At 73.1% G+C, this 12,641-nt stretch carries 7 protein-coding genes; all 7 read right to left on the reverse strand.

Annotation, left to right across the window (positions count from 1 at the left end):
- Positions 1-54: 54 nt before the first annotated feature.
- Positions 55-3,570 carry a double-strand break repair helicase AddA gene (addA, locus tag ACE3QW_RS03675; protein WP_374250477.1) on the reverse strand — a complete coding sequence of 1,172 codons (3,516 nt, stop codon included), beginning with the start codon at positions 3,568-3,570 and terminating at the stop codon, positions 55-57.
- A complete protein-coding gene (gene addB, locus ACE3QW_RS03680; protein WP_374250478.1) occupies positions 3,567-6,614 on the reverse strand; it encodes a double-strand break repair protein AddB in 3,048 nt (1,015 codons plus the stop codon). The genes addA and addB overlap by 4 nt, the downstream gene beginning before the upstream one ends.
- A gap of 33 nt (positions 6,615-6,647) precedes the next feature.
- Complete coding sequence (locus ACE3QW_RS03685; RefSeq protein WP_374250485.1) at positions 6,648-7,349, reverse strand: nucleotidyltransferase family protein; 702 nt, start codon at positions 7,347-7,349, stop codon at positions 6,648-6,650.
- A gap of 62 nt (positions 7,350-7,411) precedes the next feature.
- A complete protein-coding gene (gene tsaE / locus ACE3QW_RS03690; RefSeq protein ID WP_374250479.1) occupies positions 7,412-8,983 on the reverse strand; it encodes a tRNA (adenosine(37)-N6)-threonylcarbamoyltransferase complex ATPase subunit type 1 TsaE in 1,572 nt (523 codons plus the stop codon).
- Positions 8,980-11,388, reverse strand: a complete 2,409-nt coding sequence (locus tag ACE3QW_RS03695) for a PAS-domain containing protein (RefSeq protein WP_374250480.1) — start codon at positions 11,386-11,388, stop codon at positions 8,980-8,982. Before ACE3QW_RS03695 ends, tsaE begins: the two co-directional genes overlap by 4 nt.
- A 255-nt stretch (positions 11,389-11,643) precedes the next feature.
- Positions 11,644-12,078 (reverse strand): VOC family protein, encoded by a 435-nt coding sequence (locus ACE3QW_RS03700; protein ID WP_374250481.1) that lies wholly within the window; start codon positions 12,076-12,078, stop codon positions 11,644-11,646.
- Between the two features lie 14 nt (positions 12,079-12,092).
- Positions 12,093-12,641, reverse strand: a 549-nt coding sequence (locus tag ACE3QW_RS03705; protein ID WP_374250482.1) for a tyrosine-type recombinase/integrase, incomplete at its 5' end; no start/stop codon positions are given.

Genomic DNA, 12,641 nt, shown 5'->3' on the forward strand with positions numbered 1-12,641 from the left:
ACTGGATGTTGGGGGAGAACGTAGGTAGCCCCTCCCCTCCCCGTCAAGGCGGCTTCACGCGCCCTTGACGCCAAGGGAGGCGAAAGGCGGGGACGGAACACCAAGCTTCGTCAGCGCCGCGGCGAGCCGGGCGGGAATGAGCGGCACCACAAGCGGCCCGGCCGTATAGATCAGGCGCGCTTCCACCGGCCGCCCGCCGAACGCCTGCGACAGAATGGCGCCATAGACCGCCAGCTGGGAAACATAGCTTTCGCCGGCCTCCGCGGGGTCCGAAGGCGGTACCCGGTCCGTCTTGAAGTCGGCCACGAGGATGCGGTCGGGCAACACCACCAGCCGGTCGATGCGGCCGTTGACGGCGAACACCTCCCCGCCTCCGCCCGTGATGCGCCCGATCACCGGCACCTCGGCCCGGCTTCCGGCGCCGAACAGCTCCGCGAGGGGCGCATGGCCGAGCACGCCGAGCGCCTCGGCGAGAATCGCCCGGTGCGCCTCTTCGTCCACCCCGTCCGCCGCGTGGCGCAGCAGGCGAAGGCCCGCCGCCTCCCGCTCGGCCGCCGCCACCTCCGGCAGGCCGGCCAGCAGCCGATGGACGAGATCGCCGCGCAGGAGGGGAGACAGCGCACTCTCGGGCAGCGGCGCGGGCAAGGCCGGCCGCTCGGGCCGGGGGTCCGTTCCGTCGAGGCCGGAGGGACGCAGACGGCGCAAGGCGGGCTCGGGCGGCGGGGGATTCGGAAACGAGAGCGCCTCCCCCTCCCCGACTATTGCCGCCACCGCAGCACCACCGCCCGCCACCTTCAACCCCGGCCCCCTGCGCCAGCGCAGCACCTCACCCTCGAAGCCCAGCGCCGGGCCCGCGTCGGCGTCCGGCTCCAGCGCCGCGCGGGCGAGGTCGTACCAGCAGCCCTCGGGCCGGGCGTGGGGCTTGTCCTTGGCCGGCGCACGGGTCTCGGCGCCGCAGATGACCAGGGCATCCTCGGCGCGGGTCAGGGCGACGTAGAACAGACGGCGATATTCCTCCAGCTCGCGGGCGGCGGCGGCGGCGCGGGCGGTGGCGAGCACCTCCGGGTCTTCCGCCTTGCGCGGCGCCAGCACCGGTACCCCCGCACCTGGCAAGGTGAGCAGGCCACCAGCGATGCGCGGGCGCGGCATGTCCACCGTGTCGGCGAGGATGACGAGGGGCGCCTCCAGCCCTTTCGCGCCATGGGCGGTCATCACCCGCACCTCGTCGCGCCCGCTCTCCATGTCGCGCTTGGTCTCGGCCCCGCCGCGCCGCAGGAACGCAAGGAAGCCGGCGAGGCTCGCGGGTTCCGCGCCCTCATAGGTGCGGGCCAGCGCCATGAACTCGTCCAGCACGTCCGCCGCCTCGGGGCCGAGGCGCGCCAGCATGGCCCGCCGTCCGCCGTCGCGGCCGAGCAAGCGGCCGTAGAAATCGAACGGCCGCAGCCCCTCCGCCTCGCCCTTCCAGCCGGCGAGCCGCGCGGCGGCGGCGCGGTGGCGCGGATCGTCGGAGGCAGAGAGGACGGAGGCGAGCGTTCCCTTGCGCTGGGGGCACAGGGCCATGAGATCGTCGTCGGTGAAGCCGAACAGAGGGCTTTTCAGCACGGCCGCGAGCGAGAGATCGTCGTGCGGCGAGAGCAACGCGTCGCCCAGTGCCATCAGATCGAGGGCGGCGATGTGCTCCGGCACCACCAACCGGTCGGCGCCGGCCACCTGCACGCGCGGGTCTTTCAATTCCTTCAGCGCACGGATGACCGCCTCGAACACCCGCCCCCGCCGGCGCACCAGCACCAGCACGTCGCCGGCCCGCATGGGCCGCCCGTCGCGGGAGGGGATGGCAAGGCCGTTGGCGATGCCCGCCTGGATGAAGCTCGCGATGCGCGCGGCGAGCCGGCTGACGGGATCGTCGGTGGGCACTTCGTCCAGCGGCCGGCGCCAGTTGTCCGGCTCGGGATGGGGTTCGGGCACGGTGGTGGGCCAGATCTCCACCAGTGCCGGCGCGTCGGCGCGGATGGCGGCATGGACCGGGGCGACGGCATCGAGGGTCAGCCCCGCATGGGCGACCTCGCTCTTGAAGATGGCATCCACCGCCTCCAGCACGCCCGGCGCGGAGCGGAAGGAGTGGGGCAGTTCCACCCGGCGGAAGCCCTTTGCCCCCACCTTGCGCTCGAAGGTGGAGCGCATGGCGCCGAAGGCGCGCGGATCGGCGCCCTGGAAGGAGAAGATGGACTGCTTCTCGTCGCCCACCACGAAGATGGTGCGGGTCACGCCCGCCCGCGCGCCCTCACCGGAGAAGAAGTCGGAGGCGAGGCCCTCCACCACCTTCCACTGCTCGGGGCTCGTATCCTGCGCCTCGTCCACAAGGATGTGGTCGATGCCCTGATCGAGCTTGAACTGCACGAAGGTCGGCTGCTCGGCGAGCAGGGCCGCGGCCTTGGTGATGAGGTCGTCGAAGTCGAGCAGGCCCCGCGCCGCCTTCGCCGTTTCGTAAGCCTGGCAGGCCGCCGCGCCAAGGGTAAGGGCCGCGCCGGTGCGCTCCAGCGTCCAGGCCGCCTTGAGGCGATCGTCGAGGCCGGCGAGGCGGTCGCGCTCGGCGGTGAAGCGGGCGAGCAGGTCCGGCTCGCGCGTGCCCATGCCCTTGGTGAGCAGGTTCTTGTCCGAGCGCGGGCCATCCGAGCCGAAGAACACGCCGCGATAGGCCACAAGCGCGGAGGCGTCGTCTTCTGCCGCAGCGGCGGCCGCGAGGTCGTCGGCGCGCTTGCGGTCGGTGGCCTTGTCGGAGGTGGCAAGCGTCGCCGCGACGCTCGCCCATTCCGAGCGGGGAAGATGCGGGCTCGCCAGCATCTCGGCTTCCACATCCGCGACCGTGAGCCCCGCCGGCAGCCCCAGCGCCCGCGCCACCGCCGCCCGGCGGGCGGCGGGCGTGTCGCCCAGGGGCAGGATGCGGGCGCGCAGGGCCACCGCCGCCTCGATGAGGCCGGTGAGGCCGCTATCGGACATCTCCTCCGTGAGCCGCGCCAGCGCCTCGCCGGCCGGGGATGCGGGGGCAAGGCTCGCCGCCACCACCAGGTCGGCGCGGATGCGGGCCATCAATTCGCGCCGGGCGACCTCGTCCAGCTCGCGGAAGCCGGCCGCCACGTCCGCCTCGAACGGGAAGCGGTGCAAGAGGCCGCCGCAGAAGGCGTGGATGGTCTGGATCTTCAGCCCGCCCGGCGTCTCCAGCGCCGCGGCGAACAGCCGGCGCGCGCGGGCGCGCAGAGCTTCATCCGGCGCCTCGCCCACCGTCTCCGCGATGGCGGCATCGAGCGCGGCATCGTCCATCCGTGCCCAGCGGCCGAGAATGGCGAGCACGCGGTTGGCCATGTTGGCCGCCGCCGCCTTGGTATAGGTGAGGCACAGGATGCGCCCCGGCGGCGTGCCGGCGAGCAGCAGGCGGATGACGCGGCGGGCGAGCACATGGGTCTTGCCCGAGCCGGCATTGGCCGAGACCCAGGCGGAAACGGCGGGGTGGGAGGCCTCCGACTGGCGGCGGGTGGCCTCGGACTTGGCGCTGCTCTCGAGGCTCGCGCTCATTCGCTTTCCTCCCCGGCCAGCGCCCATTCGCGCACGCGGGCGAGGTGGTCATAATCGCCATAGCGGCCGGACCATTGCGGCGCGGCGAGCGAGCGATAGCCCTGCGCCACATTCTCGAACGCCTTCAGCAGGCTTTCGAGGCCGGCGAGGGCATCCTCGGCGAGGTCGTGGGTGGAGCGGTCCTTCACCTTCACCGGCTTCTCCGCGCCGCCGTCGGCCCCGCCCTTCAGCTCCACATAGGTGAGTTCCTCCACCGGCGCCCCGGGCACCCCCTCGAAGCCGCCCCGCCGGGCCATGGCCGCTTCCAGCGGCAATTGCGGGGAGAGGGAGGCGGCCTGCTTGGCGCTCGGCGCGGTGCCGGTCTTGTAGTCGATGATGGCGAGCGTCCCGTCGCGCTTGATCTCGATGCGGTCGGCGCGGCCGGTGAGGCGGAAGGTGGAGGCGGCGAGCGGGATTTCGAGGCTGCCCTTCGTCTCGGCGACGATGCGATCCAGATGCGCCCGCCGTTCGCGCTCGAAGGCGACGAGGAAGGCCGCCGCCCGCTCGAACCGCGCCCACCACAGGGCATGTTCCGCCGGGAACGCCTTCAGCGGCGCGAAGGCGCGGGCGCCCTCCTCGATCAGCCGCGCCAGCGCGTCGGGCGGCAGGTCGTCGGGGAAGGCGGTGGTGAAGCGGCCCACGGCTTCGTGCAGCGCCATCCCCCGCTCGGCGCCGCCCGGCGGCGCGTCGAGGTCATCCAGCGGGGACAGGCCGAGGACGTGGCGGGCATAGATGGAATAGGGATCGCGCAGGAAAGTCTCGATCTCCGTCACCGAAAGCCGGCGCGGGCGCAGCTCCAGCGCCGGCGCGGGCGCGGGGCGGGTCGCACGGGGCACGGCGGGCGCCTCGTCCAGCCTTCTGGCGGCGCGGACGAAGCGGGCGCCGCGCGCGCGGGCGGCATCCCACTCGGCCTCCCCGGCCACCGTCTTCAGCCGCTGCACGAAGCGCGAGGGCACGCTCTGGGTGCCGCCCACCTTGGCGGCGAAGCTCAGCACCAGCTCGCGCGCGCCGAAGCCTTGCGCGAAATCATGGGCGGACAGGCCGATGCGCCGCTCCGGCAGGTCCAGCCCCAGCTGCGCCCGCATGGGGCGGCTCAGCCACGGGTCGGTCTCGGGAATGGTCGGCCAGGAGCCCTCCACCAGACCGCCCAGCACCATGCGGTCCACATGGACGAGGCGCGCCTCCAACGGGCCGAGGATGCGGATGCGCGCATGGGGCTCGGCGCGGGGGCGGACCATGGTGTCGGAGAAGAGCGCGCCCGCGGCGTCGGCATAAGAGGAAAGGTCGAGGGCCGGGCCGTCGCCGGCCGCGCTCTTCAGCGTGTCGAAGGTGCGGGCGAGGGCTGCCTCCGCCGCATCCTCGGCCTCGGGATCGAGCCGGCCGGCGGCGGCCTCCACCGCAGCGCGATGGGCGGCGACGAGTTCATCGAGGGGAACGGCGCCGTGACGGTCGCCCAGCGCCAGCAGCGGGCCGAGCGCGCCCTCCAGCCGCCGCACCAGATCACGCGCGGCGGCGATGGCCGCACCATCGATGCGGCTGCGGGGATCGGAGCGGCGATAGCCTTCGGGATCGTGGGCATCCAGCGCGGCGGAGAGGCCGGCAATGCCGGCGGCGGGGCGGGGACCGCGCAGGGCGGCCAGCTCCAAAGCCGCCACCGCATCGGCCTTCGCGTCCGCATCGAGGCCGAAGCGCGCCAGCGGGTGGGTGAGGAGCGCAAACAGCGGCACCGGCGCCAGCCCTTCCGCCGCCGCCGTCACCAGAAGGCCCGCGAGGCGCCCGGCGGGGGCGTCGGCCAGCGGCGTTCCGGCGGAATCGTCCAGCGCCACGCCGAAGCGCGCCATCTCCGCCGCCACCCGCCGCGCGAGGTCGCGATCCGGGGTGACGAGGGCCGCCGTCTCGCCCGGCCGCTCCAGGCTGTCGCGCAGCAGGAGGGCGACGCTCAGCGCCTCGGCGCGGGGATCATCCGCCTCCACCACGCTGATGCCGGCCATGGCGGCGGCGAGGTCGTCCGCCGGCAGGCGCGCGGGCAGCGTCGCCCAGAGGTCGGTCATCTCGGCCTGCCGCAGCGCCTCGCCCATCAGCCGCTCACGGCCGAAGGGGGCGGGGGGGGCCAGCGGGATCACCTCGCGCCGCTCCACCCCGAGCGTGCCGAGGAGACGGGCGAGGCCGTATTGCGGATGGTCGGGCGCGCCGAGCACGGGATCGGCGAGCCGGTCGAAGGACGGCGCATCAAGATCGAGGTCCAGCCCCGGCAGCACCACGGCGCCATGGGGCAGGCTGGCGATGGCCTTCAGGAGGCGCGCGGTGGCCGGCATGGAGCCGGTGGAGCCGGCGGCGATCACCGGCCCGGCGGCCGTGCCCAGCGCAGTGAGGCGGCGCGCCTCCGCATCCACCAGCGCATCGCGGCGGGCGGCGGGCTCCACCAGCCCCTCCTCCGCCAGATAGGCGGAGAAGGCGCGCCGGGCGATGCGGACGAAATCCAGCCCCACCTTGAAATAGCGATCCAGCTCGTCCGGCACGAGCCCGTCCATCCGCTCGACGCCGAGGCCGGCGGTGGTGAGATCGTCGAACAGGGAGCCCAGCGCATCGGCCAGCGCGAAGGTGGAGGCCGTGCCGGCGGCGACCGCCTCCCGCTCCACCGCCTTGGACAGCGTATCGCGCCAGTGCGCCACGAGCCGCGCCAGCACGAGCCGGCGATGCACCGGGGCGATGGCGTGGGGCGCCGCCAACACCGGGGCATCCTCGGAGAAGGCGAGCGCATCCTCGTCCACGTCGCCGAGGGGCACGATGCGCGGCAGCAGCAGCGCCGTTCCGCCCGACGCCTCCAGCAGCGCCTCGGCGAACAGCCGCCCGGCGCGGCGGGTGGGCAGGAAGACGGTGGCACCGGCCAGCGCGAGGGGATCGTTGCGCGGCGCGAAGCCCGCCACCAGCGCGCCGTTGAGCAGGGCGCGCGCGAGCACCGGCAGGAAGGGCGCGGAGGGCGGAATGGTCAGCACGCGCGGCACGGCTTCACTCCTCGTCCCGCCAGAGGAAGACCCTCAATCGCTCGACCGCTCGATGGCCTCCTCGGCCAGGGCGATGGCGTCGGGCGTGCCCACATGCATCCAGATGCCGTCCAGCCGCAAGCCGAACAGCCGCTCCGCCGCCGCCGCGCGGTCGAACACGCGGTTGAGCGAGAAGGCGCCCTCCGGCGTGCCCTCGAACAGCTCCGGCTTCAGGATCGCGGCGCCGGCATAGACGAAGGGGGCGATGGTGCGCTCGCCCCGGCGCTCCAGCCGGCCGAGCTTGTCCATCTGGAAATCGCCCAGGCCGTCATAGCCGATGGAATGGGCTGCGGAGGCAAGCAGCAGCAGCGCGTCCATCCGTTCGGGATCGAACTGCTCCATGAGCCGCACGAGGTTCGGCCGCGCGCCCTCGATCCAGATCGTGTCGGAATTGATGGCGAGGAAGGGCGTGGCGCCGATCAGCGGCAGCGCCTTGCGCACACCGCCGCCGGTCTCGAGCAGCAGGCCGCGCTCGTCGGAGACGAGGATGTCGGGCGCGCCCGCGCGGGCCTTGAGGTGCGCTTCCAGCAGGTCGGCATGGTGGTGCACGTTCACGATGGCGCGCGGAAGGCCCGCGGCAGCGACACGATCCAGCACATGGTCCACCAGCGCACGACCGTCCACCTCCACCAGCGGCTTGGGGCGGGTGGAGGTGAGGGGGCGCATGCGCGTGCCGAGGCCGGCAGCGAGCACCATGGCGGTATCAACCCGGACGGTTCCGGCGGCGGGCGCGTCAAGCAGCGTGTCGGGGGCAGCGGTCACGCGGAGAGGTCCTTCGATGGCAGCACCGCCTCATACCACATGCGCAGCGATCCCAGCTCCTCATGGGCGAGGCAGCGGGCGAGATAGCGCCGGATGCGCGGCAGGTGCCGGAGATAATGCGGCTTGCCGTCGCGATCGTTGAGGCGGGTGAAGATGCCGAGGATCTTGCTGGCCCGCTGGGCGCCCATCAGCGCGTAGGTGCGGGCGAAGCCGCGGGGATCGAAGGTGGGGTCCGCCTCGCGGCGCATCGCCACGTAGCGGCGCACGAGTTCGAGCTCAAGCTCCTCCGGCACGTCCACCCGCGCATCCTGCGCCAGCGACACCACGTCATAGGCCGCCGGCCCCATCACCGCGTCCTGGAAATCGATGAGGCCGATGCGGCGCAGCCCCTCCCGCTGGGGCAGCCAGATGAGGTTGGGGGAGTGGTAGTCGCGCAGCACCCAGGTGGGCGGCTCGGCCATGGCCGGGTTGAGTGCGCTGCGCCACAGCAGGCGGAATTCCTCCCGCACCACCCCGTCGAGCCGGATGCCGCGGGACGGCAGGTACCAGTCCAGCATCAGGTCGATTTCGGTGAGCATGGCGGCGACGTCGTAGGACGGCAGCGCCCGCTCCACCCGGGGCGCGATGTTCAAAGTGCGCGGCAGCGGCCGGCTGTGCAGGGTGGCGAGCACTTCCACCGCGAGGCGATAGCGCTCCGGCACCGGGGCGGGCGGGGTGCCGGCCACCACGAATTCCGGGCCGAGGTCTTCCAGCACGAGGATGCCGGCTTCCAGATCCGCCGAATAGATCAGCGGCGCGGACAGGCCCTGCGCCAGCAGCGCCCGGTCCATGGCGACGAACGGCTTCACGTCCTCCGCCAGATGCACGAGCTGGCTGTAGGGCAGGCCGCGCTTCAGCGGCGGTCCGTCCGGCTGGCGCGGCGCGTTCATGACGATGGCGGAGCGATCGCCCAGCACGAGGCGACTGTAGGAGCGGGCGGAGGCGTCGCCCTGCAGGAAGCGGTGCGCCGCCTCGGCAAAGCCGCTCTGCTCGATGAGCGACTGGGCGATCATCAGCCGGTCGAGCCGCGGGCCGAACCTGCCATAGCCGGTGACGATGGCGATGCGCGCCTCCGGGCCGAGATCGGCCGCGTCCCGCGTGCCGGCGGCAAGATAGAGCGCCACATCGAGGCGGTCGGCCGGCAGGCGCTCCTCGGCGCGCTCGGGCCATTCCACCATGAGGAGCGCGTTCTCGCGCATCTCGTCCCAGCCGAGCTCGTCCAGCTCGTCCGGCTCCTGGATGCGGTAGAGATCGGCGTGCACCACCCGGCCGCGGGGAAACTCGTAGGTGATGAGGATCGGGAAGGTGGGGCTGGGCACGTCCACGGCGGGATCGTCGGCGAAGGCGCGGATGAGCGCGCGGGCCAGCTCCGTCTTGCCGGCGCCGAGGTCGCCGGTGAGGGTGATGGTGTCCTTGCCCCCGAACCAGCTGGCGATGAGCGAAGCGAGACGGCTGGTGGCGGCGAGGTCCTTCAGCACCACGCGGCAGGCCACCGGCTGACCTTCAAGGCGTTCCAGCACGATGCTCATTCGGCAGCCTCCCGCCGGCGCTCGCCTTCGAGCGGGAAGATGCAGGTGGCGAGGGTGCCGCGCGTCGCCGAGGCCGGCCCCACCGTGACCGAGCCGCCGTGCAGGCTCACGAAGGAGCGCACGATGGCAAGGCCGAGGCCCACCCCGCGATGGCGCGGGCCGGCGCTGCGGCTCTCGAAGCGGTCGAACAGCGTCTCCTTGACCTCCGCCGGCACGCCCGGCCCCTCGTCGCGGACGGTGAACACCAGCGCCCCGTCGCGCCGCGCGGCGCCGAGCGTCACGGTGGCGCCCTCGGGCGAGACGGCGATGGCGTTGGACAGGAGATTGAACAGGATCTGCCGCAGCCGCCGCGCATCGGCGACGAAGACGCCGGCGGCGGGATCGATGTTCACGGCGAGGGAAAGCCGCGCCTCGTCCACGCTGTCGCGCACCGCCTCGGCGACGGAGAGCACCAGCTCGCGCACGTCCACCTCGGCGAGATCCAGCTCCATGGCGCCGGCATCGATGGTGGCGAGGTCGAGGATGTCGTCGATGAGGGCGCGCAGCAGGTCCGAGGACTGGCGCATGTGGTCGAGATAGTCGCGCTGGCGGTCGTTGAGCGGGCCAGCAAGGCCTTCGCGCAGCATGTCGGCATAGCCCATCAGGGTATTGAGGGGCGTGCGCAGGTGGTAGGAGACGTGGCCGACGAAGGCGTTCTTGAGCTTGTCCGCCGCCTCCAGCGCCTCGGCGCGCTCGGTCAGCGCCCGCTCCACCTTCACGCTGTCGGTGACATCGCGGAACGTCACCATGGTGCCGCCGTCCGGCAGCGGCTGGGTGGCGCCGTCGAGCACGCGGCCGTCCGGCCGCTCGATGCGCAGCGTCATGACCTCGCGCGGGCCGATGGCCGTCACAGCCTGGCGGATGCGGGAGAAGGCGGCCGTCTCGCCATAGAGCGGGCGGCACATGGCGGCCACCGCGTCCACATGGGGCTTGTCGCCCATGGCCTGGGCATCGAGGGACCAGAGCGCGAGAAAGGCCTGATTGTAGAGGTTGAGCCGCCCGTCGGCGCCGAACACCGCCACCGCCTCGGCGAGGCCGTCCAGCGTCTCGCCCTGAATGCGGATGAGGCTGTTGTAGCGGCTCTCCAGCGCCAGATGCTCGGAGAGGTCGTCGAACAGATAGGTGATGCCGCCCTCGGCATTGGGCGTGATGACCACGCGCAGCATCTGCCCGCCGGGCAGGTGCCACCAGTCGTTCACCGGTTCGATGGCGCGATAGGCCTCGCGCAATTGCGCGCGCCACGCCCGGAAATCCGCCTGCTCCGGCACCTTGCGGCGGCGGCGCAGGTCTTCGAGGATTTCGTTTTCCGGCGGGCGCTGGTCGAGCAGGCCGGGGGCGAGGTCGAACAGGCGCTCATAGGCGGCGTTGTGGAACACGAGGCGCTCGTCGGCGCCGAAGATGGCCACGGCGGTGGTGAGCTGGTCCAGCGTGCGCTGGTGGGCAGCGACGGTGCGGGCGGTCTCGGCCTTCGCCACATCCTCGCCGGTCACGTCGATGGCGATGCCGGCGGTGCCGAAGGGGCCGGCCACCTCCACCACGTCCATCTGCCGGCGCTGGCCGCTCGCCACCGCCTTCACCCGCTGGCGGAAGGTGCCGGCCGCCCCCTCTGCGGTGAGCGCGGCGCTGCGGATGCGGGTGTCGAGCAGATCGAGGCCGGCGGCGCGCGCCTCGGCGGCCGAAGGCGCCCCCACCGCGGTAGCGAAGGCGGGATTCACATAGACCAGCGTGCCATCCGGCCGGCGCAGCCAGGCGGGCGCCGCGGCGGCATCGAGGGCGGCGGCGAGGCCATGGGCCATCCGCTCCGCCTCGGCGAAATCGGCGGCATCGGCTTTTGTGGCGGTATCTACGGCATCGGCCGGGCGCAGGAGCAGCACGCCCGCGCCGCCGAGGCTATGGCCTTCCAGCCGCGCGGGACCGGCCGGGGTGTCCACCAGCTGAGAAACGGTGCCGTCTTCCCGGCGCAACTGCTCCAGCGCGCGGTCGAGGGCAGCGGAGGCGGCGCCGAGGCTGGCACGGAAGGCTTCCGGCGTCGCGCCGTGCACATCCACCGGGAGCGCGCGGCCGCTCCAGGTCATGAAAGCGGGCGCGCCGGCGGTGAGGAGGGAGCGCGCGGCATGGGCTTCCGCCCGGGCCCGGGCAGCGGCGGCGCCGGCATCGCGGGCCTCGGCCTCGGCCTTGTCCATGCGCGCGCCGAGATCGGCGGCCACCCGGCGGGACCTCAGGGCCACGAGGCCGGCGGCGGCGCAGGCGGACAGAGCGATGACCGGCCACAGCGCTTCGGCCGCGCCCATGGCAATGCTCCAGCCGTTGGCAGCGGCCGGGGTGCCGGCGAGGGCGGTGGTGGCGAGGAGGACGGAGCCAAACAACGCGGGACGGGTACCGACGCAGAAATTCGCGCATCCCCTCGCCGGGGCCGGCCCCAGCCTGCGCCCGCGCGCCGGACGCCGCGCGCCGCTCCTCCGGATGCGCTCCGCCATTCGCCCCGGTGTCCTTCCCCTGCCCTGCGGCTGCCGCAGCCTCTCTGCGGCGCCCCGCGAATCACTTGCGAAGGATAACGGAGCGTTTACCAGCATTGAAAGGGCAGACCGCCGCCGGCCCACAGCCGGCAAACCAGCGCAGCCCTACACGTAGGCGACGGCCTCGATGCGCCAGCCGTCCGGGTCCATGAGGAATGAGGCGTAATAGCCGGGGCCGTACTGAGGCCTGAGCCCCGGCGCGCCGTAGTCCGTTCCGCCCGTGGCGAGGCCCGCCGCATGGAAAGCCTCCACCGCCGCCCGGTCCGCCGCGCAGAAGGCGATATGGGTGCCCGGCGGCGGCGTCACCGGCCCTTCGCGCAACTGCACCCAGAAAGGGGCCGCACCCGGCACGCCCTCCGGCGCCGGCAGGGTGCCCGGCGGCCCCCAGCAGGCGGACGCGCCCTCCGGCTCGTCATAATCCGCCACCCGCACGAGGCCGAGGGGCGCCAGCACCGCATCGTAGAAGCGCACCGCACGGGCAAGGTCCACGGTGGTGACGGACAGATGCTCGATGACGGGGCGGATGGGCGTGAACGTCATGCTTCGGCTCCTGCTTATGCCCGCGCCCTGGGGTGAGCGGCGCGCCAGGCATTCATGAGGGCGGCGGCATCGACCTGGGTATAGATCTGGGTGGTGGAGAGCGAGGCATGGCCGAGCAGTTCCTGGATCGCCCTGAGATCTCCGCCGCGCGAGAGGAGGTGGGTGGCGAAGGAATGGCGCAGGGCGTGGGGCGTCGCGCTGTCGGGCAGGCCCAGCGCGCCGCGCATCCGCTCCACCGCCAATTGCACGATGCGCGGCGAGAGCGGCCCGCCCCGCGCGCCCCGGAACAGCGGCTTGTCCGGCGCCAGAGGATAAGGACAGAGACCGCGATAGGCATCCACCGCCGCGAGCACCGGCGCGATCAACGGCACCATGCGCGTCTTGTTGCCCTTCCCCGTCACCGTGATCTGCGTCGTGCCGGGCGACATCATCCCCGCCGAGAGGCCCAGCGCCTCGGAGATACGCAGACCCGCGCCATAGAGCAGGGCGATCACTGCCGCGTCGCGCGCCAGCACCCACGCCTCCCGCGCCTCGCCGGCCCGGGTGTCGGGATCGGAGAGCGC

Origin of the sequence: Xanthobacter sp. (genome assembly GCF_041911315.1) — a bacterium.
GTDB classification, from domain to species: Bacteria; Pseudomonadota; Alphaproteobacteria; order Rhizobiales; family Xanthobacteraceae; genus Xanthobacter; species Xanthobacter aminoxidans.